The sequence below is a fragment of the Rathayibacter sp. VKM Ac-2929 genome (genome assembly GCF_022815495.1).
GTDB classification, from domain to species: Bacteria; Actinomycetota; Actinomycetes; order Actinomycetales; family Microbacteriaceae; genus Rathayibacter; species Rathayibacter festucae.
In genome coordinates, this window is the sequence record NZ_JALGRV010000005.1 from 108,968 (window position 1) to 133,055 (window position 24,088).

Below are 24,088 nucleotides of genomic sequence, written 5' to 3' on the forward strand. Positions count from 1 at the left end.
GCGGTGCGCCGACAAGTGACCTTGGGTGGGTCGGGCGAGGCCTCGTGCCGCGCGTGGCCCACGGTACCCACACATGGAGGAAACCATGGCAGCAGTCTGCCAGGTGACCGGAGCCGTTCCCGGCTTCGGACACGCCATCTCGCACTCGCACCGGCGCACCAAGCGCCGCTTCGACCCGAACGTGCAGAAGAAGACGTACTACGTCCCGTCCCTGCGCCGTAACGTCACGCTGACGCTGTCGGCCAAGGGCATCAAGGTCATCGACGCCCGTGGCATCGAGTCCGTCGTGAAGGATGTTCTCGCTCGTGGGGTGAAGATCTAATGGCCAAGCAGCAGGACGTCCGTCCGATCATCAAGCTCCGCTCGACGGCCGGAACCGGTTACACCTACGTGACCAAGAAGAACCGCCGCAACGACCCCGACCGTCTCGTGCTCAAGAAGTACGACCCCGTAGTGCGCAAGCACGTCGACTTCCGCGAGGAGCGCTAAGTATGGCCAAGAAGAGCAAGATCGCCCGCAATGAGCAGCGCAAGGTGGTCGTCGACCGCTACGCCGCCAAGCGCCTCGAGCTGAAGAAGGCCCTCGTCGACCCCGCTGGGACCGACGAGTCCCGCGAGGCCGCCCGCACGGGCCTCCAGAAGCTCCCCCGCAACGCCTCGCCCGTCCGCGTCCGCTCGCGCGACGCCGTCGACGGCCGCCCCCGCGGCAACCTCTCGAAGTTCGGCATCTCGCGTGTCCGCTTCCGTGACATGGCCCACCGCGGCGAGCTGCCCGGCATCACCAAGTCGAGCTGGTAAGCGGCGCCCGCATTTCTGCGTGAACGCCGAAAGGCCCCACGATCTCGAGATCGCGGGGCCTTTCGGCGTTCCCGGGTCGGGGCGTCCCTGCCGCCCCTCCCGCAGTCGGCTTCTCGAAGTGGCGGGGTTCCGCAGAGCGTCCTGCGTCCGCTGCGGAGAATCGCTCGGCACGCGATTCTCCGATTCGCTCGCGCGTTCCGCTGGCGCCGCTTGTTCCGGACAGTGATCCGTCGCGAACGGCTCCTTCCTCCGCTCTCAGGCAGGCGTTCGTGACGGATGGCGACGCCCCGCACACGCCGGCGGGCCCCCTGCATGATGATCGAGGAGGCCGCGGAGCGGGCGCATCGAGATCCACCGTGACCGGGCATGGGGTTTGCAGACCTCTCGGTGACGGTGGGTCTCGATACGCCCCTGGCGGGGCTACTCGACCAGCATGGGCGGAGCCGCACTGCGACCGGGATCCGTTGCATGCTGATCGAGTAGCCCGCGCAGCGGGCGTATCGAGATCCGGCCGCGTGGCGCCGCGTAAAATGGCGGGCATGACAAGCAGCCTTCCGACCGTCGCCGAGATCGCGGCGCTCATCGACCACGCGATCCTCAAGCCCGAGCTGACCCGCACCGAGGTCGACGCGCAGCTCGACGAGGCCCGCGCGGCCGGCGTCTTCAGCGTCTGCGTGCGCCCCTCCGACATCGCGCACGCCGTCCGCCGGCTCGAGGGCTCCGGCGTCCTCGTCGGGACGGTCATCGGCTTCCCGCACGGCACGACCTCCACCGCGGCGAAGGTCGCGGAGTCGACGCAGGCCCTCGCCGACGGCGCCGTCGAGCTCGACATGGTCGTCAACATCGGCCGCCTGCGCAGTGGACTGCTCGACGACGTCGAGGCCGACGTCCGCGCGGTCGTCGGCGCCGCCGAGGGCCACGTCGTCAAGGTCATCCTCGAGACCAGCTACCTCGACGACGAGCAGATCGTCGCCGGCAGCGAGGCCGCCGAGCGTGCGGGCGCCGACTTCGTCAAGACCGCGACCGGCTTCGGCGGCGGCGGCGCGAACGAGCACGACCTGCGCCTGATGCGCGGCGCCGTCTCCGACGCCGTCCAGGTCAAGGCCTCGGGAGGCGTCCGCGACCTCGACACGCTCCTCGCCTTCCGCGAGCTCGGCGTCACCCGCTTCGGCACCAGCGGCTCGGCGACGATCCTCGGCGACCTGACCGCGCGCCAGGCGGGCGACGCCTCCGCCGCCCGCGTCGACACCGCGTCGTACTGAGCGCCGTGCGCGGGGGAGGGCCGTCCGGTCGGCGCGCGGCGGCGGAGGGCGGGTCCCTCGACGTCGTCGCCAAGGCGCTGAAGGAGCGGGTCTACGCCGCCTTCACCGGGCTCGCCGTCGTGATGATCTACGCCGTCGACGAGCAGGCCGACTCCGCGCACGCCCTGCGCAGCCTCGTCATCGCGATCGTCGGCATCTCAGCCGCCGGCTTCGTCGCCGACGTCATCGCCCACCAGGTCGCCCACGCCGCGACCCCGACCGCGGCGGAGGCTCGGGTCATGTTCCGGATCGCCGGCGGCGCGCTCGCCTCCGCGTCGCTCCCCGTCCTGGTGCTCATCGCCTCGGCCCTCGGCTGGATCGACGACGTGGTCGCGCTGCGGATCGGCGTCGGCGTCTACGTCGCGACCCTCGCCGGCATCGCCCTGATCGCGGTCGTCCGGGCCGGCCTCGGTGTCGGGCAGAGCATCATCGGCCTGCTCGGCCTCGTCGGACTGGGAGCCGCCGTCGTCGGCGTGCTCGCCCTGTCGCACTGAGGGGCCGGCGATCGTGACCGGCACCCGCACCCGCGTCGAGCTCGGCCGCAGGGAGGATCTCGGCGCCGACTGCGCCAACTGCTTCGGCCTCTGCTGCGTCGCCCTCGCGTTCACCCGCTCCGCCGACTTCCCGGTCGACAAGCCGGCCGGTGAGCCGTGCACGAACCTCGACACCGAGGACGCCTGCACGATTCACCGGCGGCTGCGCCCCGAGGGCTTCGCCGGCTGCACCGTCTTCGACTGCTTCGGCGCGGGCCAGAAGGTGTCGATGCAGACGTTCGGCGGCGTCTCCTGGCGCAGCGACGCGGAGGTGCGCGCGCGGATGTTCGCGGTCTTCCCGCTGATGCGCCGCCTGCACGAGCTGCTCTGGTACCTCGACGTGGCCCTCGGCCTGCGCGGGGTCGACGCCGCCCTGCGGGACGCGGTGCGCGTCCGCTTCGAGGCGGTGCACGCCCTGACGCTCGCCGACGCCGACGCGATCCTCGCGGCCGACGTCGACGCGGAGTACGGCGCCGCCCGTCCGCTGCTGATCGCGGCGAGCGCGGCCGCGCGGAACGACGGCCCACGGCGGCGGCGGCACGGCCGGCTGCGCCTGCAGCCCGGTGCCGACCTCGTGGCGGCCGCCCTCGCGGGCGCCGATCTGCGGGGTGCCGACCTGCGCGGCTCCCTGCTGATCGCCGCAGACCTCCGGGGCGCGGATCTCCGCGGCTGCGACGTCCTCGGCGCCGATCTGCGGGACGCGGACGTGGCGGGGGCCGATCTCTCGACGGCGATCTACCTCACGCAGGCGCAGGTCAGCAGCACTCGCGGCGACGCGCGGACGGCGCTGCCGCCGGACTTCGAGCGCCCGTCGCACTGGGCGGCGAGCAGCGGACGCTGAGGGTCAGCCCTCGACGGTGCCGGCGGCCGAGCCGTCGTCGTCGAGGCCGAGGCCGCCGAGGACCTCGCGGTGGAGCAGGTGCGACCCGTTCCAGTTCTCGATCACGCACTGCGGGAAGGCCTCGAGGTCGAGGGCGTCGAGCCAGCTGGCGGCCGCTTCGCGTGCCCAGGACTCGGTGGAGTAGACGCCGAGGATCTCGGTCTCGTCCGCGAACGGCCCGGTGGTCGAGAGCACGTAGTGACCGACGCTCATGGCTGCTCCTTCATCGTCGCGCAGTGGCGCGCATTGACAAGCCTGTCACAAACACGCTCTTGCGGAGAGCCGATGTCGGCGGCTAGGAGATGCTGTCGCGAAGTCGCGCGTTCAGGGCCGCGAGGGCGGCGGCGATCTCGACGTCGTCGGCGCCGGGCAGGACCGCGCCGCCCTGCGCGAGGCTGTGCCGGAGGGAGTCGAGCTCGGGGGTGCCGAGGCGGCCGGCGGAGGTGAGCACCTCGAGGGTGGTGAGGACTCCGATGAGCGCGACGGCGTCGTCGACGTCGAGGGGTCGGGCGCAGTTGTTCTCCATGCGCATCTCCAGGGGTTCGGTGCCGCGCGGGGGACGCGGTCGGGGGCGGGTGGGGCGGGTGAGGGGGCGCTGCCGGCTTCGGGGCCGGACGTACCGAGACGCCCCGCGGCCGGATCGACCGCGGGGCGTCAGGGGTGGTGCGGGGTGATCAGGCGACGCGCGGCTCGGCCTCGGGGGCGTCGTCCTCGGGGATGTGGACGTCCTGCACGGTGACGTTGATCTCGGCGACGTCCATGCCGACGATCTCGCGGATCGCACGGCCGACGGCGGAGCGCACGCCCTCCGCCACGTCCTGGAGCGCGGCCGGGTACTCGGCGACGATCGTGACGTCGGCGGCGACCTGGCGCTCGCCGACCTCGACCTTGACGCCCTGGGCGCGGTCGTCGTTGCCGAGCGCGCCGCGGATGGCGCCGAGGGCGCGGGCGGCGCCGTTGCCGAGGGCGTGCACGCCGGGCACCTCGCGGGCCGCGATGCCGGCCACCTTCGCGATGACGCCGTCGTCGATGACCGTGCGTCCGGTCCCGTTCGTCGTCGTGGTGTTCGCGGTGCTCTCGGCCATGATCTCCTCTTTCGTCTCGGTGCCCGGTCGGTCGATCGGGCGGTTCAGAGGTAGGACGGAGCGTGCACGGCGAACGTCACGGTGGAGTCCCCGCTGCCCAGGGGACTGCCAGGGTCGGGAGGGAGGCGGGCCTCATCGCGCCGTCTGCTGCGCCAGGAACGCGAGGGTCCGCTCCAGCGCCTCGCGCGCCTCCGGCAGCTCGAGGTGGAACTGGTACTCGTGGCCGAGCTCGCTCTCGTGCCCGTCGCCCCAGAGCAGCGCCGTGACCGGGACGCCGAGCGAGCGCAGCTGCGCCGCGAACGGGCGCGACTGCTGCGCGGTGAGCGGGTCGGCGTTGCCGCCGCTGAGGAACGTCGGCGGGAACCGCGGCGTCACGTGCTCGATCGTCGACATCCACCGGGCGGCGTCGGAGGTCCACCAGGCCCGCCGGCCGGTGTACGCCCAGAGGGCGGCGCGCAGCCCGCGGCCGGCGAGACCGGTGGCGCGGGCGAGGGCGGCGAGGTCGAAGACTCCGCAGTGCAGGATCACCGCCCGCACGGCGTCGACGGGCAGGGTCGTCGTGAGCCCGGCCGCGCGCGCGTAGGAGGGGTTCGTGATCGCGGTGGCGAGCTGGCTCGCGAGCTGCGCGCCCGCGGAGTCGCCGGCCAGGACGAGGCGGTCGCGGGCGATCCCGAGGCGGCCGGCGCTGCGGCGCAGGTGCTCGAGTGCGGCGAGGAGCTGTCGCGGCGCGGTCGGGTGCACCGCTTCGGGCCCGCGGCTGTAGTCGAGCGAGACGACGGTGTAGCCGGCTTCGGCGAGCAGGCGAAGGTAGGGGTCCACGTCGCGCCGGTGGCCGGAGACCCAGCCGCCGCCGTGGATCCAGACGACGGTCGGGCGCGAGCCGGCTCCCGCGGAGCGGAGGACGTCGGCCGTCGTGGCCGGAGCGTCCGGACGCGCCGGGATCGGCTCGGCGACCCGCTGGATCCCCTCCGGAGCGAACGGCAGCATCGCCGCGGCCGTCCGCCGCGCCTCGCGCTCGAAGACCGCACGGACCGCCAGCGCGGCCGGCCAGGACGCGGCCCGGATCGGCGTCGCACGCACGGTGCCCCCTCCTCGCGTCGATCGCCCGGCCCCCACCGGCGACGCATCACGAAGGGTACGCACCGCATGTTTCCGCCGTGCGACGGCGCAGGTGGCAGGCTGGAAGGGTGACGGACGAGACGAGCGCGCAGGCCGCCCCGGAGACGGCGGCGAGCGCGCCGGCGACCCGCCCGAAGGCCCTCCGCGCGAGGGCGATGCTCGTGCTGGCGCTGATCGGCGCGATCGGCGGGGTGCTCTCGGGCGCGTTCGGCGTCGGCGGCGGCATCGTGATGGTGCCGATGCTGATCGCCTGGGCCGGGATGGACCAGCGCCGGGCCTCCGCGACCTCGCTGCTCGCGATCGCGCCGACCGCGGTGGCCGGTGCCTTCGGCTATGCGCTCGGCGGGCAGGTCGCCTGGCTCCCCGCCGCCGTGATCGCCGCGGCCGCGATGATCGGCGCGATCCTCGGCTCCTGGCTGCTCGCGAGGCTTCCGCTCGGCGTGCTCCGCTGGCTGTTCGTCGCCCTGCTGGTCGCGGCGGCCGCGCGGATGGCGGTGTTCGGCTCGAACGAGACCGGCGACGTCGCGGAGGGCTGGGGCGTCTGGCCCGGCTTCGGCGGGCTGGGCCTGGCGATGGGAGTGGCCTCGGGGCTCTTCGGGATCGGCGGCGGCGCCATCGCCGTGCCCGTGCTCGTCGGCGCGTTCGGTCTCGCCGATCTGCTCGCCAAGGGCACCTCGCTCGCCGCGATGATCCCGACGGCGATCAGCGGCTCGATCGCGAACGCGCGCCGCGGACTGCTCGACGTTCGCGCGGGGCTCGTGGTCGGGATCTGCGCGACGGGGTTCTCCTTCGCCGGCGTCGCGCTGTCGTTCCTCCTGCCCGCGCGGATCTCGGGCGTGCTGTTCGCCGCGCTGCTGCTCCTCGCGGCGCTGCAGCTCGCGCTGAAGGGGCGGCGGAAGCGGTCCTGATCCGGGACCCGCATCGGTCGCCTCTTGACACCGTCCCGATGTAAGTGTTTGATCAGTCACATGACGACCACGACCCCCCGCTCCACCGCAGAAGCTCAGCGCGAGCGGATCACTGCGGCCGCCGTGCACGTCTTCGCCCGCACCGGCTACTCCGCCACGCCGATCACCGAGGTCGCGGCCGAGGCGGGGGTCTCGCCCGCCTACGTCTTCCGGCTCTTCCCGGGCAAGCTCGGCGTCTTCGTCGCCGCGGTCGACCGCTGCTATGAGCTGGTGGCGTCGACGCTCGCCGCGGCGGGGGAGGCCTCGGTCTCGTCGGACCCGGCCGACCGGCTCGAGGCGATGACCCTCGCCTACATCGACCTGATCGCCGACCGCGACCTGATCATGCTGCAGTCGCAGGCGCAGAGCGCGAGCGGGGTGCCGGAGATCCGCGAGGCGGTGCGCCGCGGGATCTCGACGGTCGTCCGCACGGTGAGCGTCGTCTCGGGCGCCGACGGCCCGGCCGTGCAGCGCTTCGTCGCCTACGGCCAGCTCTGCCACCTGATCGTGCAGACCGACCTCGGCGGCGTCGACTCCGAGTGGGCGCGCATCGTCTCCGCAGGCATCCGGCACCACGACTGAGCGCCGGCGAGCAGCCACCTGCTGGTCGACGCCTGCTGGTCGACGCATGTTGGTCGAGTGGCCCCGCAGGGGCGTATCGAGACCCACGGTCGTCAGCAGGGCGGACCTGCAGACTCGGCCTCTGACGCTGGTGGATCTCGATACGCCCGCGGCGCGGGCTACTCGATCAGCATGGGGGGCGCCGACACGGCATGACCGACTTTCCATCTCCACAGAAGTGACTGTCCAGTCACTCACGCCTACCCCAAGGAGCACCTCATGACCACCGCCCTCCCGCGCACCACCACCCGCGTCGTCCTCCCCGGGCTCGTCGAGCCGTCCGGACTGCTCCTCGAGCAGGCGCCGGTCGAGCCGCCCGCGGCCGGCGAGCTGCTCGTCGCCGTCGAGGCCACCGGCATCTCCTTCGCCGAGCAGTCCATGCGCCGCGGCCGCTACTTCGCCCAGCCCGCGTTCCCGTTCACGCCCGGCTACGACCTCGTCGGCCGGGTGCTCGCGGTCGGCCCCGGCGGCGATGCCTCGCTCGAGGGCCGCCGTGTCGCCGCGCTCACCAAGACCGGCGGCTGGACCGGCCACGCCCGGGTCGCCGCGCGCGACTGCGTCCTCGTCCCCGAGGGCGTCGCGCCGGAGGACGCCGAGGCCGTGGTGGTGAACGGAGTGACGGCCTGGCAGATGCTGCACCGCTCGGCCCGGCTCTCCCGCGGCGACACGATCCTTTTATTCGGGGCGAACGGCGGCGTCGGCGGCCTCGTGCACCGGCTGGCCTCACTCGAGGGCATCCGGGTGATCGGCGCCGCCTCGCCGCGGCACCACGACGCCCTCCGCGCGGCCGGCGTCGAGCCGGTCGACTACGCCGACCCGGAGCTCGAAGCCCGCGTCCGCGAGCTCGCGCCAGGCGGCGTGCAGGCCGTCTTCGACAACATCGGCGGGGAGACCACCCGCCTGGCCTGGTCGCTGCTCGCGCCCGGCGGCACCCTCGTCGCCTATGCGATCGTCAGCGCGAGCACCGGCAGCATCTGGCCGCCGTTCCTGAAGCAGCTCGCCCGGGTGCAGGCGTACCAGCTGGCGCCGAACGGGAAGCGCGCCGTCTTCTACGACCTCTGGTCCGGGCACTCGCTCCGTCCCGCCCGGTTCCGCGCGCGGCTCGAGGAGGACCTGGGCCGCGTGCTCGCGCTGCTCGCGGACGGCTCGCTCACCGCCAACATCGCGGCGCGCTTCCCGCTCACGGAGATCGTGGCGGCGATGGAGCTCGCGGAGTCGCGGACGCTCGACGGCAAGGTGATCCTGCTGCCCTGATCGCCGCGGCCGGGCAGTCGGCCCTCGAGAGCGTGGAAAAATGGGAGGCGATGTCCTCCCGAGCCGCATGAGCGCCGCCACCTACCTGACCGCCTCGATCCCCCTGCGCCTCGCGAGCGCGGGCATGGTCGTCGCCCTGCCCGTCCTGGCCGTCGAGCGCCTCGACGACGTCGCGCTCGGCGGGCTGCTGACCGGCGCCGCCCTGTTCCCGAGCGTGATCGCCGCTCCGCTGGTCGGCACCGTGCTCGACCGGGTGCGCTCGCCGCGGCGGCTGCTGGTCGGCGCGGCGCTCGCCACCGCCGCCTCCTTCGCGCTCGCGTCCTTCCTCGGCGACGTGCCGACGGCGCTGATCGCGCTGCTCCTGGTGATCGCGGGCCTGGCGACCCCGGTCTACATGGGCGGCATGTCGAGCTTCGTGACCAGCGCGATCGCCGACCCGCGCCGCGCCTACGCCCAGGACTCGCTGTCCTACACCGTCGCCTCGATCGGCGGCCCCGCGATCGCCGGGCTGGTGATCGCCGTCGCCTCGGCCCGCTTCGCCATGCTCGCGATGGCCGCCCTCGCGCTCGTCGGCGTCCTCGGCTCGCTCGCCCTGCGGATGGAGGCGCGGCCGACCCCCACCGTCGGCGTCCGGCGCACCATCGCGGCCGGTGTCACCCACCTCGTGCGGCACCGGCCGATCGCGATCGTCACCCTCTCCGGGACGATCAGCCAGATCGGCGGCGGTGCGGCCGGCGTCGCCGCGATCGGCCTGTCGCTCGAGCGGGTGGGCAGCACCGCGGCGGCGGCCGGGCTGCTCACCGCGTTCGCCGTCGGCGGGCTGCTCGGCGCGATCGCGGTCGCCGTGCGGCGCTGGACGCACCGCCCGCCGGCCTGGGTGATGGGCGCGGGCTTCGCGGCGACCGGCGTCGCCCTGCTCGCCGCCGCGCCCGACCTCGGGATCGTCGTGGCCCTCGTCGCGTTCGCCGTCGCCGGAGTCTTCACCGCGCCCGCGAACGCCGCGATGCTGCTGCTGCGCGATCAGGAGAGCCCGGCCGCCGTCCGCTCCCAGGTCTTCACCATCGGCGCGGGCCTGCGCGCCGCCGCCGCCGCGGTCGGTGCCGCCCTGGCCGGAGCCGCCTCCGGCCTCGACGCCGGCTGGCTCATCCTCGGCATCGCCACCGTCTGGATCGCCTCGGGCCTGCTCCTGACCCTCTTCCCCCGCCCCCTGCCGGCCCGCGAGAGCTGATCCCCGCCGCGAGATGCCACTTGGGTACGCGACACGCCGTGAAAGGCGTGCACAAGTGGCATCTCGCGGGGAGGGTCAGGCGGCGGCGCCCGAGAGGGTGCCGGTGCTGGGGCCCGCGGGGTCGGTGATCAGGCAGTTGATGACGCGGTCGCCGCCGTCCCAGCTCTCCTGGGTGGGGTAGTAGTAGCTGAAGTCGTACTGCGACTCCTCGTAGCTGAGGCCGATGAAGCCCTCGAACGCGGCCTGGCACTCGGAGTCGGCCTGCGCGGTGGTCGCCGTCTCGCCGGGGTACTCGTCGGCGTCGGCCATCGTGATGTTCTGGAAGACCTCGTAGCTGTGCGCGTCGGAGCACGGCACGGTCGGGACGTCGGTGACCTCGGTCGCGGTCTCGCTCAGCTCGTCGTTCAGGCAGTCTCCGACGCGGAGCTGGAAGACGTCGGTCGTGCCGCCGTCGACGATCTCACCCGAGGTGTCGTCCCGGGTCTCGCCGCCCATCATGCTGTTGATCCCCGAGCAGCCGGTGAGGCCGAGGGCGAGGGCCGCGGCGGCGGCGAGGACGAGGGCGGAACGGCGGCGGTTCATCGGAGGCTCCAGACGGCGGTGACGGGGTCGGCTCCAGGGTAGGGGCGGCGGGGCCCGCCGGGGCACCCCCTGTGCGGTGCGGTCCGCTACTCCGATCGTCGCCGCCCGGCAAGGCCCCGCGAGGGGCAGGCGAAGTCCAGCCGGGTGGAGTCGAATGGGGGCATGGCTCAGAAGACCGTCGCAGACCAGCTCATCGCCCAGCTCATCGACGCCGGGGTCGCCCGGATCTACGGGATCGTCGGGGACTCGCTCAATCCGATCGTCGACGCGGTGCGCCGCAGCGGCGGCTCGGCGAAGGGCGGGATCGACTGGATCCACGTCCGCAACGAGGAGGCCGCCGCTTTCGCGGCCGGCGCGGAGGCGCAGATCACCGGGAAGCTGGCGGTCTGCGCCGGGAGCTGCGGCCCCGGCAACCTGCATCTGATCAACGGCCTGTACGACGCGCACCGCTCGGGTGCGCCCGTGCTCGCCATCGCGAGCCACATCCCGAGCGGCGAGATCGGCTCCGGCTACTTCCAGGAGACGCACCCCGACCGCCTCTTCGTCGAGTGCTCGCACTACCGCGAGCTGGTCTCGACAGCGGCGCAGGCCCCGCGGGTCGTCAACGCGGCGATGCGCAGTGCCGTCGCCCTCCGCGGCGTGGCCGTGGTGACCCTCCCGGGCGACGTCGCCGAGTTCGAGGCGGAGGGCGACTTCCCGTCCTTCGTGCTGCCGGAGCGGCCGGCCCTGGTGCCCGCCTCGGCCGACGTCCGCGCTCTCGCGCAGGCGATCGACGAGGCGAAGACGGTCGCGATCTTCGCCGGCGCCGGCGTGCGGGACGCGCACGACGAGGTCGTCGCCTTCGCCGAGCTCGTCGGAGCGCCGATCGGGCACAGCCTGCGCGGCAAGGAGTGGATCCAGTACGACAACCCCTACGACGTCGGCATGACCGGGCTGCTCGGCTACGGCGCCGCCCACGCGGGCATGCACGACGCCGACCTCCTGATCCTGCTGGGCACCGACTTCCCCTACGAGCAGTTCCTGCCGGACGCGTCGAAGGTCGTCATCGCGCAGGTCGACAGCGACGCCTCCAAGCTCGGCCGCCGGGTGAGCGTGGCGCATCCCGTGCACGGCGACGTCGCCACGACCCTGGACGCGCTGACCCCGCTGGTGAAGCGGAAGGACCACCGCTTCCTCGACCGGATGCTGAAGAAGCACGAGAAGCTCGTCACCGGCGTGGTCGGCAAGTACACCGAGGTCGCCACCAAGCAGCCGATCCACCCCGAGCTGGTCGCGTCGACGCTGGACGCGCTGCTCGCCGACGACGCGATCGTGACCGCCGACACCGGCATGGGCAACGTCTGGCAGGCGCGCTACATCACGCCGAACGGGCGCCGGCGCCTGCTCGGCTCGTACTCGCACGGCTCGATGGCGAACGCGCTGCCGCACGCCGTGGGCGCCCAGATGGCGCAGCCCGGCCGCCAGGTCGTCTCGCTGAGCGGCGACGGCGGGCTCTCGATGCTGATGGGCGAGCTGGTGACGGTCGCGGCCTACAAGCTGCCGGTGACCATCGTCGTGTTCAACAACTCGACGCTCGGGCTGGTGAAGGTCGAGATGCTCGTCGACGGCTTCCCGGACTTCGCGGTCGACGTGCCGATGGTCGACTACGCGCAGGTCGCGACGGCGGTCGGCATCCGGGGGATCCGGGTCGAGGACCCGCGCGAGGTGGAGTCCGCGCTGCGCGAGGCGCTCGCCGACCCGGGGCCCGTGCTCGTCGACGTGGTCACCGATCCGCTCGCGCTCTCGCTGCCGCCGACGGTCACCGGCGCCCAGGTGAAGGGCTTCGCACTGGCGATGTCGAAGATGGTGATGAACGGCGGCGCGGGCGAGGCGATCGCGCTGGCCCGCTCCAACGTGAAGCACGCGCTGCCGTGATCGACGCTCCCGCGATCGACCGCGCCGCGCTGGCGACCGGCACCTGGTTCGTGCGCGGCTCGAGCCTGCCGCTGTGGCGGGGGCGCGAGGGGGTGGCGATCACCTACGCGCCCCTGCCCGGCGGCGAGGTCGGCGACGTGGTCAGCTGGCGCGGCCGCCGCTCGACGCGCTACGTGGTCGGGATCGACGCCCCCGACCCCGCGGATCCCGACGGCTTCCGCTGGCGGGGCGTCGAGCCGCTGACGCTGCTGGCCCGCAGCCGCTGGTCCTTCGTCGCCGCCGACGAGGAGGCCGGCTGGGCGCTGACCCGCTTCGCCCGCACGCCGTTCACCCCGGCGGGCGTCGACGTCTACGTCCGCGAGGCGCGGCCCGCCCCCGGCGTGCTGGCGGCCGCCCTCGCCGCCTGCGCCGCGGACCCGCGCACGGCGCCGCTGCGCCCCCGGATGTTCGAGGTCGCGCCCTGACGGCCCGAGCCCGGACGACGGTGGATCCCGATACGCCCGCTGCGCGGCCTGCTCGATCAGCATGAGCGGCCCTCACAGCGGCACCCGTGCCCAGCCACTGCTCCGTTCGGAGCATCTCCGCAAGCAGGGCGCAAGAGCATCCCGCGGAATCGCGTGCCAAGCGATTCCGCGCAGCGAACGCGAGACGCTCCGCGGGACCCGGTCACGTCGAGGAGTCGACTGCGGGAGGGGCGGCAGGGACGCCCCTCCCGGTGAGCACCGTCAGAGACTCTCGCCGATGGCGATCGACTGGGCCTCGACGGCCTCCGACTCCTGGCCGTGCGCGTCCGCGCGTGCCAGCGTCCGCCGCCCGAGGAACACGATCAGCGAGGCGATCAGCACCGCGCCCGCCGCCGCGTACATCGGGAAGGCCGGCGAGATCGCCGCGGCCAGCGCCGAGGCGGCCGGCGGGGCGATCGCGCCGCCGAGGAAGCGGACGCCCGAGTAGGAGGACGAGGCCACGGAGCGGGGCAGGTCGGTCGCCTCCATCACGCACTCGGTGAGCACGGTGTTGACGACGCCCAGCAGCAGGCCGCCGACGATGATGCAGACGATCAGGCCGACCCGCGAGGAGATCAGCAGTCCGCCGGCGACGAGGTCGAGCGCGAGCAGCACCAGCACCGAGCGGAGCACGACGGTGCGCGGCAGCCGCGCGGTCAGCAGCGGAGCGACGAAGACCGAGGTGATCGCGACGCCGAGGCCCCAGCCGAAGAAGGTGAAGCCGAGGCCCATCTCGTCCAGCCCGAGCGGGTACGGCGTGTAGGCCAGCAGCACGAAGAAGCCGATGTTGTAGAACAGTGCGGCACCGGCGAGGGTGCGGATCGCGGGCACGGCCAGCGCCTTGAACGGCGCGGAGAGCGGCGTCGGGGTCGGCCGCGGGCCGTCCTCGCGCAGCAGGGTCGCGATGGCGATGAAGCCGACGGCCATCAGCACCGCCGTGCCGAAGAACGGTCCGCGCCAGGAGACGGACCCGAGCAGGCCGCCGAGCAGCGGGCCGATCGCGATGCCGACGCCGAGCGCGGCCTCGTAGAGCACGATCGCGGCGGAGGAGCCTCCGCTGGCCGCGCCGACGATCGTCGAGAGCGCGGTCGAGATGAAGAGCGCGTTGCCGAAGCCCCAGCCGGCGCGGAAGCCGATGACGCCCTCGACGCTGCCGGCCGTGCCGGCGAGCGCGGCGAAGACGACGATCAGCACCAGGCCGATCATCAGCGTCTTCTTCGCGCCGATGCGGCTGGAGAGCCAGCTGGTGAAGAACATCACGACGCCGGTGATCACGAGGTAGCTGGTGAACAGCAGCGAGGTCTCGGTCGGCGTCGCCTCGAGGCTCTCGGCGATGGCCGGGAGGATCGGGTCGACGAGGCCGATGCCCATGAAGGCGATGACGGCGGCGAAGGCGACGGCCCAGACGGCGAGCGGCTGCCGGAGGATCGAGCCGCCCGCGGCGGGGGAGTGGGGAGTGGACACGGAGGGGCCTTTCGGGGGAGGGGTCGTGCGGGGAAGGGGAGTCAGGAGGCGGGACCGCCGGCGACGCGCAGGACGCGCTCCTCGACGAGGGCCGCGGCGCGCTCGAGGGCGCGGCGGTCGTCGTCGTCGAGGTCGTCGAACAGCGGGGCGAGGGCGGTGTCGAGGCGGAGGCGGTGCTCGGTGAGCGCCGCGGCTCCCGCCTCGGTGCCCTCGATCAGCCAGGCGCGACCGTCGCTCTCGTCGTGCACGCGGCGGATCCAGCCGGCCTCGTCGAGGCGCGCGATGATGCCGGTCATCGTCGGCTGGGTGACCCGGACGCGCTCGGCGAGCTCGCCGAGGCGGATCGGGGAGGCGGTGCGCAGCTCGGCGAGCGTCGACCAGACGGCGCCGGACTGCGCGCCGAGCCCGGTGGCGCCGCTGGAGCGGCCGGCGTACCGCGCGAGCGCGGTGGCGGCGGAGGCGAGGCGGACGGGGGCGGAGGGTTCGAGCACGTGCTTAAACATAGCACGCCTATGTATTGCGGGAAAGACCGATCCGTCGCGTCCCGGACTGCCCTTCTCCACCGTTGCTGTGCCAGAATTGTTCGCAATCCCTCGTCGAAAGCGGGGATCACCGACGGAAAGAGTTGTCATGCACAGCGTGGTGGAGTCCAGCGCGACCGCCCTCGAATCCGATCTCGACTGCGACGTGGTCGTGATCGGCGCCGGCGCCACCGGCCTGACCGCCGCCCTCCGGTTGCAGGAGCAGGGCCGCCGCGTCGTCGTCCTCGAGGCGCGCGAGCGCGTCGGCGGCCGCCTCGAGACCCGCGTGGTCGACGGCCAGATGCTCGAGCTCGGCGGCCAGTGGGTCTCGCCGGATCAGACCGCCCTCCTCGAGACGCTCGACGAGCTCGGCCTCGACACCTACTCCCGCTACCGCGAGGGCGAGAGCGTCTACATCGGCGCCGACGGCGGCGCCCGGCGCTTCACCGGCGACATCTTCCCCGGCGGTGCGAGCACCGAGGCCGAGATCGAGCGCCTGATCGGGATCCTCGACGGCCTCGTCGCCGAGACCGACCCGTCCGCGCCGTGGTCGCACCCGCGGGCCCACGACTACGACCGGATCAGCTTCAGCGCCTGGCTGGAGGCGCAGAGCGACGACGCCGAGGCCCGCGCGAACATCGCGCTCTTCATCGCCGACGCCATGCTCACCAAGCCCGCGCACTCCTTCTCGCTGCTGCAGGCCCTGCTGATGGCGGCGAGTGCGGGCAGCTTCGGCAACCTCGTCGACGCCGACTTCATCCTCGACAAGCGCGTCCTCGGCGGGCTCCAGCAGGTCCCGGAGCGGCTCGCCGAGCGCGTGGGCGCCGAGCGCGTGCTGCTCGGCCGGCCGGTCCGCTCCGTCGAGCACGGCGACGACGGCGTGACCGTCCGCGCCGACGGCGTCACCGTGCGGGCCCGCCGCGCGATCGTCGCCGTGCCGCCGAACCTCGTCAACCGGATCACTTTCGACCCGCCGCTGCCCCGGCTCCGCCAGCAGGCGCTCCAGCACCAGTCCCTCGGCCTCGTGATCAAGGTGCACGCGACCTACGCGACCCCGTTCTGGCGCGCCGACGGCCTCTCCGGCACCGCGTTCAGCCCGCACGCTCTCGTGCACGAGGCCTACGACAACTCCAACGCGGGGGAGGAGCGCGGCACCCTCGTCGGCTTCGTCTCGGACGAGAAGGCCGACCGAGTGCTCGCGTTGCCCGAGGCCGAGCGGAAGGCCGCGATCCTCGACTCGCTCGCCGCCTACTACGGCCCGGCCGCGCTCGACCCCGTCGTCTACTACGAGAGCGACTGGGCGTCGGAGGAGTGGACGCAGGGCGCGTACGCCGCGAGCTTCGACCTCGGCGGACTGACCCGCTACGGCGCGCTGCAGCTCGAGCCGGTGGGCCCGCTCCGCTTCGGCTCGAGCGACCTCGCGGCCGAGGGCTACCAGCACGTCGACGGCGCGATCCGCGTCGGCCGGCGCCTGGCGCAGGAGATCCTCGACGAGGACTCCGCTGACGCCGAGACACAGCACGACACCGCCGACGCGACCGCGCCGGCCCGCGACCGTGAAGGAGCACTCCCCGCATGAGCAGCAGCAGCTACGCCGTCATCGACCCGGCCTCGGGCGAGACGCTGAGCGAGTACCGCGGCATCACCGACGCCGAGCTCGCCGACGCGATCGCCTCGGCCCACGACGCGTACTCCACCTGGTCGCGCACCGTGCCCGTCGCCACCCGCGCCGCGCTGATCGCCCGCGTCGCGGACCTGCACGTCGAGCGCGCCGGCGCCCTCGCCGAGATCATCGTCCGCGAGATGGGCAAGCCGCTCGACCAGGCGCAGGGCGAGGTCGGCTTCGCGGCCGACATCTACCGCTACTACGCGGAGAACGGCGAGGAGTTCCTGAAGGACGAGCCGATCGCGCTGGCCGACGGCGCCGGCTCGGCGTTCGTCCGCCGCTCGGGCCTGGGCGTGCTGCTGGGGATCATGCCCTGGAACTTCCCCTACTACCAGGTCGCCCGCTTCGCCGGCCCGAACGTGGTGAACGGCAACACGATCCTGCTCAAGCACGCGCCGCAGTGCCCGGAGTCGGCCGCCGCCATCGCCGACATCTTCCGCACCGCCGCCGAGGAGCTCGGCGCCCCCGCCGGCGTCTACGTCAACCTCTACGCGAGCAACGACCAGGCCGCGACCGTCATCGCCGACCCGCGGGTGCAGGGCGTCTCCGTGACCGGCTCCGAGCGCGCGGGAGCGGCCGTCGCCGAGATCGCCGGCCGGAACCTCAAGAAGGTCGTCCTCGAGCTGGGCGGCTCGGACCCGTTCGTGCTGCTCTCCACCGACGACCTCGACAAGGCCGTCGAGGACGCGGTCGCCGCGCGCCTGGACAACAACGGCCAGTCCTGCAACGCCGCCAAGCGCTTCATCGTGATCGACGCGCTCTACGACGCGTTCGCGGAGAAGTTCACCGCGGCCTTCACCGCCGCCCGGCCCGCCGACCCGTTCGCCGAGGGGACCCTCCTCGGCCCGCTCTCCTCCGCCGCCGCGACCGAGCGCCTCGAGCAGCAGCTCGCCGTCGCCCGCGAGCAGGGCGCGACCGTCCGCGCCAGCGGCGAGGTCACCGGCAACTTCTTCCCGCCGGCCGTCCTCGAGGACGTCACCCCCGAGATGAACGCCTACCGCGAGGAGTTCTTCGGCCCCGTCGCCGCGCTCTACCGCGTGCACGACGAGGACGAGGCGATCGCGCTCGCCAACGACACCCCCTACGGTCTGGGCTCCTACCTCTACACGACCGACTCGGAGCAGGCCCTCCGCCTGGCCGACCGCATCGACGCCGGCATGGTCTGGATCAACCTCGTCCTCGGCGACGCGGCCGAGCTCCCCTTCGGCGGCGTCAAGCGCTCCGGCACCGGCCGCGAGATGGGCCGCAGCGCCCTCGAGGAGTTCGTCAACAAGAAGCTGATCCGCATCGCCTAGGTCGTCGCCCGGCGGGGCCGTGCCAGCGCGACGGCGACGTTGCGCTCCACGGTCTCTTTCAGAAGCGTCGCCTGATCGTCGTCGAGAGTTCTCCACGCGGTGTCGTTCCTCGCGGCGACGCCGCGCGCCACCTCTTCCACGAGAGTGACGACCTCCTCCTCGTCGATCCCCGAGGTCCTCGCGAGCTTCCGCCAGTGGTTCTGCGTCACCGCCTGCGGGAACCGCGCGCCGGCGATGCGCATCGCCAGCTCCTGATCGAACGCCGGGTACAGGCCGGTCGGAACCGCGTCGTAGATCGGGGCGAGGCTGACGGCGTCGGGCCGGAGGAGGACGGAGTAGTTCTTGGCATGCGCGTCAGCGTTCCCGAGGAGGACGTTGAAGGCCAGCTGCCGGAGGAAGGCGCGCACTACCCCGCCGGTCGCGTCGACCGACCGGAGCTTCTCCACGATCTGCGCGGCCGTCACGGAGTACTTCCGTGCAACGTCGACGCCCAGCGCCTGGGCGAGATCCTCGGCGTGGAGTCGTGTCGCGAACACGGTGTCGTCGAAGACGCGGTCGAAGCGCTCCACGACGAACGCCGTCTGATCCGTCATCTGCAGGACGGCCGCTCGGGGAGCCGGGAGGCCGGCCTCCGCAGCCAGTGTCAGCGCGGCCGCTTCCGCTTCCTCGAGGTGGAGATGCTCCGGGCGCGCGGGCTTGACGATGTGCGTGGAGGGCACGGCGGCGTTCGACCAGTACCAGTTCCGGTCCACTCGAGCCAGGGCGAACTTGCCCTGCGTTCCCGCCAGGGAGAAGCGCGCCGGAGTCCGGCGTGGCACCCAGGCGTCCGGATCGAGCTTGATGCTGTTGATGCGATCGGCGACGTCCCGATCGAGAGCGGGATTGAGCTGCGCCAGTCCCGTCGGCGGTGCCTCGCCGTCCGGGAGGAGCACCAGGCCGCCGGCGACGTCACCGCCGACCGTGCGCAGGAGATCGAACGTCCCCGTGCTCGCGACACCGTACGCCTGTGCCATCCGGCGTCGCGTGTGCTCCTGGTCGGGCAGCAGGTTGTCGAGGAACCTCGCCGCCGCCGCGCGCGTCGTCGTGCCCTCGCGCGGCAGCGACAGGGAGATCGGCGTCGACGGTGCGTCGTCGGAGTAGCTGAAGCCGATCCTGCCGTCGGCGTCGCGGGTGAACCGCCCGGCATGTCTGCCTTCGAGCCACGCTTCGAGTCGTTCCGTCATCGCAGCACCAGATCGGGAAGTGCGGTCGGCTCGACGTTCAGGGCGTCCAGTACACGTCGCGTGGTCGAGGGCCGCGACACAGGCAGCCCGCGTTCGAGGCGTCGGACGTCGGAGACCTCCACGTCCGCGGTTCGCGCGAGGTCGTCGATGGAGAGTCCCATGATGCGTCGTTCCGAGCCGACGACATCCGCCAGATCCTCCGGGCGCCGGAGGTACTCGCGTCGCGGTCGGTGCAGAGCCTCCCGCACGTAGTCGGGATCACCGTGGAGCGCGTGCTGCACGAGATTGGTGCCGAAGTCGACGAGCCCGGACTCCACCTCTCCACCCCACCAGTCCGCCAGCAACCCTGCGGGGTCCTGCGACGCGCGGAGCCGACGGATGCGCGCGGCCGTCCTGGCGAGCTCCTGCCCCTCGAGGCCCGACAGGGTCCGCTCGTGCAGGGCGTGCGCCAGCGACTGCCGCGACCTGACGGAGAGCGGACGGCGCGAACGTGCGCCGGACACCTCCGTGACCTCCCAGCGGCGGCCGACCTTCGTCGCCTCGATCCGGCCGGCAGCGATCAGCGCCACCACGCGGCGCGGAGTCACCCCGAGTCGCTCGGCGGCCTGCTTGACGTCCATGACACAACCGTACCGCTCGGCGGTCGAGAAGCATCGTGGCCGCCTGAAGGCGGGTAAGCTCGCCCGTCATGCGCGTCTTCGGCTGTCCGCACTGCGAGGCGCGGGTGGAGTTCGAGGACGCGCGGTGCCTGCGCTGCGGCACGGCGCTCGCCTACGACGTCGACGCGGACGAGCTCGTCGAGGCGGGGGGGCGCGCGCTCTGCGTGTACCGCGGCACCATCGACTGCACCTGGCTCGCGGCGGAGGGCACCGGCGGAGCCTGCGCCTCCTGCGCGCTGACGAGCGCCCGGCCGCCGGTGTACGACGCGGCGACGCTGAGCCAGCTGACGGTCGCCGAGTTCGCCAAGCGGCGGCTGCTGCGCCAGCTGCGGCACCTCGACCTGCCGGTGCACCGCGGTCGGCGGCTGTCCTTCGAGCTGCTCTCCTCCGCGCAGGGCTCCGTGACGACCGGGCACGCCGACGGCGTGATCACCGTCGATCTCGCCGAGGGGAACGACGCGCACCGCGAGGCGCTGAAGGCGCGGCTCGGCGAGCCGTACCGGACGATGCTCGGCCACTTCCGGCACGAGATCGGCCACTACTACTGGCAGCTGCTCGTGGACGGCTCGCCGCTCCTGCCCGCGTTCCGCGCGCTGTTCGGCGACGAGCGGGCCGACTACGGTGCGGCGCTCGACGCGCACTACGGCGGCGCGTCGACCGAGGACTGGGCCCGCGACCACATCTCGCAGTACGCGACCACGCACCCGTGGGAGGACTTCGCCGAGACCTTCGCGCACTACCTGCACATCGCCGACGCGCTGGAGACGACCGCGACGGTCGGCCTGACCGTCGCCGGACCCTGGGGCCGCCTCCCCGAGTCGCTGGTCGGCAGCGTGCAGGCGACCGGCGCGCAGCGCGTCGCCGATCTGGAGACGCCCGAGATCCTCGCCCGCTGGCACGGCTTCTCGCTCGCCCTCAACAGCGTGAACCGCTCGATGGGCAAGGACGACCTCTACCCCTTCGTCATCACGCCCGCGATCGCCGAGAAGCTCGCCTGGGTGCACGAGCTGGTGCGCCGCGGCGCACAGCTGTGACTCGTCGCCGCGGCGCACAGCTGTGACTCGTCGCCGCGGCGCACAGCTGTGACTCGTCGCCGCGGCGCACGGCTGTGACTCGTCGCCGGGGGACCTGGGAGTCAGGCCTCGCCGTCGAGCAGCCGGCGCGGCGCTCTCGCGGCCCACGCCTCGCGCAGCAGCTCGCCGAGTTCATCCGCACCGATCTTCTCCAGCCGCACGAGCACGCTCGGATGCCCGTCGTAGTGGCTCGTCGTGAAGTACGTCTCCGGGTCGCTCTGCAGCAGCGCCTCGCGCTCGCCGAGGTCGGCCCGCCAGACGAGCAGGACACCCGGCCGCTGGTGCAGGCGGGCGAACATCCTCGGGCCGGCGTAGAAGGCCGGGGTGCCGTAGGCGGTCCGCTCCTCGGTGCCGGGGAGCAGGAGCGCCAGCCGGCGCACGTCGTCGTCGTCGCTCATGCTCCCCAGTGTGCTCCGCTACTTCTTCGTGAGCGAGGACTCCTTGTGCGCGGCCTTCGCGTCGGTCTTGTCGCTCTGCACGATCCAGTAGGGCTCGTCGTCCGAGGCGTTGAACTTCTGCCCCTCGAACTGGAACTCCTTCGTCTTCTTCTCGACCAGCTCGCCGTGGGTCTCGCCCTGCGAGGTGTTCCAGCTGATCTTGTCGCCCTTCTTCACGAGGCGCTTCCTCTCTCTCGTGCCGCACCGGGGGTCCGGGGCAGCGTGATGGTGGTGGTGACGTCGACGATGGCCGGCGTGGCCGGTGCCGACGAGAAGCCGAAGCGGACCGGCGGCGACAGCGGGCCGAGCGCGCCGAGGTCCGCGCCGTCGAGCGAGGCGGTGACCCCGAGGATCGAGCGGATGGCGCGGACGCCGTAGTACTCCCGCCTGCCCTGGCCGGCCGAGCCCGCGGTGCTCACGCCGCGCACCAGCACGGAGGCGACCGGGGAGATCGCGGTCAGCCAGGCCGGGTGCTCGGCGAGCGGCCGCGGCACGACGCGCAGCAGGCGGCCCAGCGGAGTGAGCCCGCCGAGCCGCAGCGCGAGCGAGAGCGGGCCGGCCGTGGCGTCGATCCCGCCGTCGACGCGGTGCCAGGCGACCGGCGCGAGCCGCACCTCGTCGAACGAGTACGTCGACCCGATGAAGTCGGCGACCTCGTCCGTCGGCGCGATCAGGAGCCGGTGCCCGTCCGCCCGCTCGACCATGGCGTCGGCGAACGCGCCGAACGGCGTGCTCTCCCACAGCCCGAGCACGATCCGGGTGCCGGAGGCCGTGCCGAACCCCGCGATGCGCCCGCTGAAGCGCAGGCGCCGCGAGGTCCGGCCCGGCCCGGTCATCAGGAGGCGGCGGAGCGCAGCAGCGTGAAGGACGCGTCGCGCACGATCAGCGTGGTGACCTCGCCCTCGACGACCTGCTCCGGGTCGCTCGAGGCGGCCAGCTGCCACTCGGCGCCGGGTGCGTCCGGCACCGTGAACTCGACGCCGTTCTCGGCCGAGTTCAGCAGCAGCGCGAAGCTGGCGCTGCCCTCGGAGCGGAAGACGAACGTGATCGAGCGGGCGTCCGGGTTGTCCCAGTCCTCGTCGGCGAAGCCGGCGGCGTCCGAGCGCAGGATGTCGACGGTCTCGGGGCCGTCGCCGGGGGCACGGCGGAACCACTTCGGCCGCAGGGCCGGCTCGGCCTTCCGCAGCGCGATCAGCTCGCGGGTGAAGGCGAGCAGGTTGAGGTCCGCGTTCTCCCAGTCGAACCACGAGATCTCGTCGTCCTGGCAGTAAGCGTTGTTGTTGCCGCCCTGGGTGCGCGCGATCTCGTCGCCGCCGAGGATCATCGGCACGCCGGCCGAGAGCAGCAGCGTCGCGAGGAAGTTGCGGCGCATCCGGGCGCGGCGCTCGTTGACGGCGCCGTTGTCGGTCGCGCCCTCCGCGCCGTTGTTCGAGGAGCGGTTGTCGCTCTCGCCGTCGTTGTTGTCCTCGCCGTTGGCCGCGTTGTGCTTGCGCGAGTAGGCGGTGAGGTCCGCGAGGGTGAAGCCGTCGTGCGCGGTGACGAAGTTGACGCTCGAGACGGGGGAGCGCTTGTCGGCCTCGTAGACGTCCGGCGAGCCGAGGATCCGCTGCGCGGTGGTGCCGAGCACCGAGTCGGCACCGTGCCAGAAGTCGCGCACGTCGTCGCGGAACTTCCCGTTCCACTCCGACCAGTCGGCGGGGAAGCCGCCCACCTGGTAGCCGGCGGTGTCCCACGGCTCGGCGATCATCTTGACGGGCGCGAGCACCGGGTCCTGCGCGATCAGGTCGAGGAAGGCGCTGTGCACCTCGGCCTCGCCGGTCTGGCGGGTGAGCGTGGTCGCCAGGTCGAAGCGGAAGCCGTCGACGTGCATCTCGGTCACCCAGTAGCGCAGCGAGTCCATGATCAGGCCCAGCGCCGCGGGGTGCGCGACGTTGAGGCTGTTCCCGGTGCCGGTGGTGTCGAAGTAGTTGGCGCGGTCGTCCTCGACGAGGCGGTAGTACGAGCCGTTGTCGATGCCCTTGAAGGACAGCGTCGGTCCCTTGTCGTTGCCCTCGGCGGTGTGGTTGTAGACCACGTCGAGGATGACCTCGAGGCCGGCCTCGTGGAACGCCTTGACCATGGCCTTGAACTCGTCGACCTGCGAGCCGTCGTCGCCGGCGTGCGAGTACTCGTTGTGCGGCGCGAAGAAGCCGAGCGAGTTGTAGCCCCAGTAGTTGCGCAGGCCCTTCTCGACCAGGTGCGAGTCCTGCACGAACTGGTGCACCGGCAGCAGCTCGACCGAGGTCACGCCGAGGTCGGTGAAGTGCTTGATCGACGCGGGGTGCGCGAGGCCGCGGTAGGTGCCGCGGACGTTCTCGGGCACGTCCGGGTGCAGCTGGGTGAAGCCCTTCACGTGCACCTCGTAGACGACGGTCTCGTCCAGCGGGATGCGCGGGGCCTCGTCGCCGGTCCAGTCGAAGGAGTCGGGGTCGGTCACGACGCAGCGCGGCACGGCGGCCGCGTCGTCGGCGTCGTTGCGGGTGTCGGCGTCCTCGTAGAACTGGCCGAAGACGTCTTCGCTCCACTCGTAGCCGCCCTCGATCGCGGTGGCGTGCGGGTCGAGCAGGAGCTTCGCGGCGTTGTGGCGGAGGCCGTTGGCGGGGTCCCAGGGGCCGTCGACGCGCAGACCGTAGCGGGTGCCGACCGTCATCTCGGGGACGATGCCGTGGAAGACGTGACCGGTGCGCTCGGAGAGGGTGACGCGGGTCTCGGCTCCGGAGGAGTCGAAGAGGCAGACCTCGACGCTGTCCGCGGTCTCGGAGTAGACGGCGACGTTGGCGCCGGCGTCGCCGCGCAGGGAGACGCCGAGGGGATAGGGGAAGGAACGGGGAGATGCGGGCATGCGACCATCCTGACGAACGCTCCCTGAGCGGTTCTCGCCCTTGTCCGGCGGGGCACGGGCCGGTACTGTTCCGGACCCCTCTCCACGCGCCACCCTGGCGCGAGC

At 72.8% G+C, this 24,088-nt stretch carries 28 protein-coding genes; 15 read left to right on the forward strand and 13 right to left on the reverse strand.

Features of this window, described 5'->3' with window-relative positions; genetic code table 11:
- Positions 1 to 85 precede the first annotated feature (85 nt).
- The 6 genes from rpmB (at position 86) to MT355_RS16285 (ending at position 3,472) form a co-directional block, all read left to right on the forward strand.
- Positions 86 to 322, forward strand: coding sequence for a 50S ribosomal protein L28 (gene rpmB, locus MT355_RS16260; protein ID WP_056038148.1), 237 nt, complete (start codon positions 86 to 88; stop codon positions 320 to 322).
- Positions 322 to 489, forward strand: a complete 168-nt coding sequence (gene rpmG / locus MT355_RS16265) for a 50S ribosomal protein L33 (RefSeq protein WP_027692168.1) — start codon at positions 322 to 324, stop codon at positions 487 to 489. Before rpmB ends, rpmG begins: the two co-directional genes overlap by 1 nt.
- Positions 490 to 491: 2 nt before the next feature.
- On the forward strand, positions 492 to 797 hold the full coding sequence (gene rpsN, locus MT355_RS16270) for a 30S ribosomal protein S14 (RefSeq protein WP_123444774.1): 306 nt from the start codon (positions 492 to 494) through the stop codon (positions 795 to 797).
- A 539-nt stretch (positions 798 to 1,336) separates the two neighbouring features.
- Positions 1,337 to 2,059 (forward strand): deoxyribose-phosphate aldolase, encoded by a 723-nt coding sequence (gene deoC, locus MT355_RS16275; RefSeq protein ID WP_243600375.1) that lies wholly within the window; start codon positions 1,337 to 1,339, stop codon positions 2,057 to 2,059.
- 5 nt (positions 2,060 to 2,064) lie between these two features.
- Positions 2,065 to 2,592 (forward strand): hypothetical protein, encoded by a 528-nt coding sequence (locus MT355_RS16280; protein WP_243600376.1) that lies wholly within the window; start codon positions 2,065 to 2,067, stop codon positions 2,590 to 2,592.
- Between the two features lie 13 nt (positions 2,593 to 2,605).
- On the forward strand, positions 2,606 to 3,472 hold the full coding sequence (locus MT355_RS16285; RefSeq protein WP_243600377.1) for a pentapeptide repeat-containing protein: 867 nt from the start codon (positions 2,606 to 2,608) through the stop codon (positions 3,470 to 3,472).
- A 3-nt stretch (positions 3,473 to 3,475) separates the two neighbouring features.
- Here the strand turns inward: MT355_RS16285 and MT355_RS16290 are convergent, their stop codons facing one another.
- From MT355_RS16290 to MT355_RS16305, 4 genes are all read right to left on the reverse strand, one after another.
- Positions 3,476 to 3,724: a hypothetical protein gene (locus MT355_RS16290; RefSeq protein ID WP_123444778.1), complete on the reverse strand. Its 249-nt coding sequence runs from the start codon at positions 3,722 to 3,724 to the stop codon at positions 3,476 to 3,478.
- Positions 3,725 to 3,806: 82 nt separating this feature from the next.
- Positions 3,807 to 4,037: a hypothetical protein gene (locus MT355_RS16295; protein WP_123701598.1), complete on the reverse strand. Its 231-nt coding sequence runs from the start codon at positions 4,035 to 4,037 to the stop codon at positions 3,807 to 3,809.
- Between the two features lie 148 nt (positions 4,038 to 4,185).
- Positions 4,186 to 4,596, reverse strand: a complete 411-nt coding sequence (locus tag MT355_RS16300; protein ID WP_123734818.1) for an Asp23/Gls24 family envelope stress response protein — start codon at positions 4,594 to 4,596, stop codon at positions 4,186 to 4,188.
- A 132-nt stretch (positions 4,597 to 4,728) separates the two neighbouring features.
- A complete protein-coding gene (locus MT355_RS16305) occupies positions 4,729 to 5,676 on the reverse strand; it encodes an alpha/beta hydrolase (RefSeq protein ID WP_123701600.1) in 948 nt (315 codons plus the stop codon).
- A gap of 107 nt (positions 5,677 to 5,783) precedes the next feature.
- Between MT355_RS16305 and MT355_RS21670 the strand changes: the two genes are divergently transcribed.
- The 4 genes from MT355_RS21670 to MT355_RS16325 all read left to right on the forward strand — a co-directional run bounded on the left by MT355_RS21670 (position 5,784) and on the right by MT355_RS16325 (position 9,765).
- Positions 5,784 to 6,623 (forward strand): sulfite exporter TauE/SafE family protein, encoded by an 840-nt coding sequence (locus MT355_RS21670; protein WP_243600378.1) that lies wholly within the window; start codon positions 5,784 to 5,786, stop codon positions 6,621 to 6,623.
- A gap of 60 nt (positions 6,624 to 6,683) precedes the next feature.
- Positions 6,684 to 7,244, forward strand: coding sequence for a TetR/AcrR family transcriptional regulator (locus MT355_RS16315; protein WP_243600379.1), 561 nt, complete (start codon positions 6,684 to 6,686; stop codon positions 7,242 to 7,244).
- Positions 7,245 to 7,502: 258 nt separating this feature from the next.
- Positions 7,503 to 8,537, forward strand: a complete 1,035-nt coding sequence (locus MT355_RS16320; RefSeq protein ID WP_243600380.1) for a medium chain dehydrogenase/reductase family protein — start codon at positions 7,503 to 7,505, stop codon at positions 8,535 to 8,537.
- A gap of 67 nt (positions 8,538 to 8,604) precedes the next feature.
- On the forward strand, positions 8,605 to 9,765 hold the full coding sequence (locus tag MT355_RS16325) for an MFS transporter (RefSeq protein ID WP_243600381.1): 1,161 nt from the start codon (positions 8,605 to 8,607) through the stop codon (positions 9,763 to 9,765).
- 75 nt (positions 9,766 to 9,840) lie between these two features.
- Here the strand turns inward: MT355_RS16325 and MT355_RS16330 are convergent, their stop codons facing one another.
- Positions 9,841 to 10,347, reverse strand: coding sequence for a septum formation family protein (locus tag MT355_RS16330; protein ID WP_243600382.1), 507 nt, complete (start codon positions 10,345 to 10,347; stop codon positions 9,841 to 9,843).
- 162 nt (positions 10,348 to 10,509) lie between these two features.
- Here MT355_RS16330 and MT355_RS16335 point away from each other — a divergent pair, with 162 nt between their 5' ends.
- Complete coding sequence (locus tag MT355_RS16335) at positions 10,510 to 12,261, forward strand: pyruvate dehydrogenase (protein ID WP_243600383.1); 1,752 nt, start codon at positions 10,510 to 10,512, stop codon at positions 12,259 to 12,261.
- On the forward strand, positions 12,258 to 12,725 hold the full coding sequence (locus tag MT355_RS16340; protein WP_243600384.1) for a hypothetical protein: 468 nt from the start codon (positions 12,258 to 12,260) through the stop codon (positions 12,723 to 12,725). Before MT355_RS16335 ends, MT355_RS16340 begins: the two co-directional genes overlap by 4 nt.
- Before the next feature lie 261 nt (positions 12,726 to 12,986).
- Here MT355_RS16340 and MT355_RS16345 read toward each other — a convergent pair whose 3' ends face one another.
- Both MT355_RS16345 and MT355_RS16350 read right to left on the reverse strand, forming a co-directional pair.
- The gene (locus tag MT355_RS16345; RefSeq protein WP_243586084.1) at positions 12,987 to 14,228 is read right to left on the reverse strand and encodes an MFS transporter; all 1,242 of its coding nucleotides are present in this window, start codon (positions 14,226 to 14,228) and stop codon (positions 12,987 to 12,989) included.
- A gap of 41 nt (positions 14,229 to 14,269) precedes the next feature.
- The gene (locus tag MT355_RS16350) at positions 14,270 to 14,719 is read right to left on the reverse strand and encodes a MarR family transcriptional regulator (protein WP_243600385.1); all 450 of its coding nucleotides are present in this window, start codon (positions 14,717 to 14,719) and stop codon (positions 14,270 to 14,272) included.
- A gap of 139 nt (positions 14,720 to 14,858) precedes the next feature.
- Between MT355_RS16350 and MT355_RS16355 the strand changes: the two genes are divergently transcribed.
- Complete coding sequence (locus tag MT355_RS16355) at positions 14,859 to 16,328, forward strand: NAD(P)/FAD-dependent oxidoreductase (RefSeq protein ID WP_243600386.1); 1,470 nt, start codon at positions 14,859 to 14,861, stop codon at positions 16,326 to 16,328.
- Positions 16,325 to 17,710 (forward strand): NAD-dependent succinate-semialdehyde dehydrogenase, encoded by a 1,386-nt coding sequence (locus MT355_RS16360; protein WP_243600387.1) that lies wholly within the window; start codon positions 16,325 to 16,327, stop codon positions 17,708 to 17,710. Before MT355_RS16355 ends, MT355_RS16360 begins: the two co-directional genes overlap by 4 nt.
- On the opposite strand, the gene MT355_RS16365 is transcribed toward MT355_RS16360, so the two are convergent.
- Entirely contained in the window at positions 17,707 to 18,933 is a 1,227-nt protein-coding gene (locus MT355_RS16365) for a HipA domain-containing protein (RefSeq protein ID WP_243600388.1), read from the reverse strand. The two genes, MT355_RS16360 and MT355_RS16365, sit on opposite strands and share 4 nt — an antisense overlap.
- Positions 18,930 to 19,553 (reverse strand): helix-turn-helix domain-containing protein, encoded by a 624-nt coding sequence (locus MT355_RS16370; protein WP_243600389.1) that lies wholly within the window; start codon positions 19,551 to 19,553, stop codon positions 18,930 to 18,932. Before MT355_RS16370 ends, MT355_RS16365 begins: the two co-directional genes overlap by 4 nt.
- A 68-nt stretch (positions 19,554 to 19,621) precedes the next feature.
- Between MT355_RS16370 and MT355_RS16375 the strand changes: the two genes are divergently transcribed.
- Positions 19,622 to 20,626 carry a putative zinc-binding metallopeptidase gene (locus MT355_RS16375; RefSeq protein WP_243600390.1) on the forward strand — a complete coding sequence of 335 codons (1,005 nt, stop codon included), beginning with the start codon at positions 19,622 to 19,624 and terminating at the stop codon, positions 20,624 to 20,626.
- 101 nt (positions 20,627 to 20,727) lie between these two features.
- Here the strand turns inward: MT355_RS16375 and MT355_RS16380 are convergent, their stop codons facing one another.
- The 4 genes from MT355_RS16380 to glgX are packed head-to-tail and all read right to left on the reverse strand — an operon-like array spanning position 20,728 to position 23,983.
- Positions 20,728 to 21,063 carry an MmcQ/YjbR family DNA-binding protein gene (locus tag MT355_RS16380; RefSeq protein ID WP_123444796.1) on the reverse strand — a complete coding sequence of 112 codons (336 nt, stop codon included), beginning with the start codon at positions 21,061 to 21,063 and terminating at the stop codon, positions 20,728 to 20,730.
- Positions 21,064 to 21,081: 18 nt separating this feature from the next.
- Complete coding sequence (locus MT355_RS16385; RefSeq protein WP_056866275.1) at positions 21,082 to 21,279, reverse strand: DUF2945 domain-containing protein; 198 nt, start codon at positions 21,277 to 21,279, stop codon at positions 21,082 to 21,084.
- On the reverse strand, positions 21,276 to 21,938 hold the full coding sequence (locus MT355_RS16390; RefSeq protein WP_243600391.1) for a hypothetical protein: 663 nt from the start codon (positions 21,936 to 21,938) through the stop codon (positions 21,276 to 21,278). The genes MT355_RS16385 and MT355_RS16390 overlap by 4 nt, the downstream gene beginning before the upstream one ends.
- On the reverse strand, positions 21,938 to 23,983 hold the full coding sequence (gene glgX, locus MT355_RS16395) for a glycogen debranching protein GlgX (RefSeq protein WP_123444798.1): 2,046 nt from the start codon (positions 23,981 to 23,983) through the stop codon (positions 21,938 to 21,940). The genes MT355_RS16390 and glgX overlap by 1 nt, the downstream gene beginning before the upstream one ends.
- Between the last annotated feature and the right edge of the window lie 105 nt (positions 23,984 to 24,088).

What these genes read in the sequence shown, in the direction of transcription:
- MT355_RS16360 (WP_243600387.1), top strand. Translation starts at nt 16,325, where the DNA reads ATGAGCAGCAGCAGCTACGCCGTCATCGACCCGGCCTCGGGCGAGACG.
- MT355_RS16380 (WP_123444796.1), bottom strand. Translation starts at nt 21,063, where the DNA reads ATGAGCGACGACGACGACGTGCGCCGGCTGGCGCTCCTGCTCCCCGGC.
- rpsN (WP_123444774.1), top strand. Translation starts at nt 492, where the DNA reads ATGGCCAAGAAGAGCAAGATCGCCCGCAATGAGCAGCGCAAGGTGGTC.
- rpmB (WP_056038148.1), top strand. Translation starts at nt 86, where the DNA reads ATGGCAGCAGTCTGCCAGGTGACCGGAGCCGTTCCCGGCTTCGGACAC.
- MT355_RS16370 (WP_243600389.1), bottom strand. Translation starts at nt 19,553, where the DNA reads ATGGACGTCAAGCAGGCCGCCGAGCGACTCGGGGTGACTCCGCGCCGC.
- MT355_RS16325 (WP_243600381.1), top strand. Translation starts at nt 8,605, where the DNA reads ATGAGCGCCGCCACCTACCTGACCGCCTCGATCCCCCTGCGCCTCGCG.
- MT355_RS16355 (WP_243600386.1), top strand. Translation starts at nt 14,859, where the DNA reads ATGCACAGCGTGGTGGAGTCCAGCGCGACCGCCCTCGAATCCGATCTC.
- MT355_RS16290 (WP_123444778.1), bottom strand. Translation starts at nt 3,724, where the DNA reads ATGAGCGTCGGTCACTACGTGCTCTCGACCACCGGGCCGTTCGCGGAC.
- MT355_RS16375 (WP_243600390.1), top strand. Translation starts at nt 19,622, where the DNA reads ATGCGCGTCTTCGGCTGTCCGCACTGCGAGGCGCGGGTGGAGTTCGAG.
- rpmG (WP_027692168.1), top strand. Translation starts at nt 322, where the DNA reads ATGGCCAAGCAGCAGGACGTCCGTCCGATCATCAAGCTCCGCTCGACG.
- MT355_RS16315 (WP_243600379.1), top strand. Translation starts at nt 6,684, where the DNA reads ATGACGACCACGACCCCCCGCTCCACCGCAGAAGCTCAGCGCGAGCGG.
- MT355_RS16320 (WP_243600380.1), top strand. Translation starts at nt 7,503, where the DNA reads ATGACCACCGCCCTCCCGCGCACCACCACCCGCGTCGTCCTCCCCGGG.
- MT355_RS16300 (WP_123734818.1), bottom strand. Translation starts at nt 4,596, where the DNA reads ATGGCCGAGAGCACCGCGAACACCACGACGACGAACGGGACCGGACGC.
- MT355_RS16330 (WP_243600382.1), bottom strand. Translation starts at nt 10,347, where the DNA reads ATGAACCGCCGCCGTTCCGCCCTCGTCCTCGCCGCCGCCGCGGCCCTC.
- MT355_RS16365 (WP_243600388.1), bottom strand. Translation starts at nt 18,933, where the DNA reads ATGACGGAACGACTCGAAGCGTGGCTCGAAGGCAGACATGCCGGGCGG.
- MT355_RS16295 (WP_123701598.1), bottom strand. Translation starts at nt 4,037, where the DNA reads ATGGAGAACAACTGCGCCCGACCCCTCGACGTCGACGACGCCGTCGCG.
- MT355_RS16335 (WP_243600383.1), top strand. Translation starts at nt 10,510, where the DNA reads ATGGCTCAGAAGACCGTCGCAGACCAGCTCATCGCCCAGCTCATCGAC.
- MT355_RS16390 (WP_243600391.1), bottom strand. Translation starts at nt 21,938, where the DNA reads ATGACCGGGCCGGGCCGGACCTCGCGGCGCCTGCGCTTCAGCGGGCGC.
- deoC (WP_243600375.1), top strand. Translation starts at nt 1,337, where the DNA reads ATGACAAGCAGCCTTCCGACCGTCGCCGAGATCGCGGCGCTCATCGAC.
- glgX (WP_123444798.1), bottom strand. Translation starts at nt 23,983, where the DNA reads ATGCCCGCATCTCCCCGTTCCTTCCCCTATCCCCTCGGCGTCTCCCTG.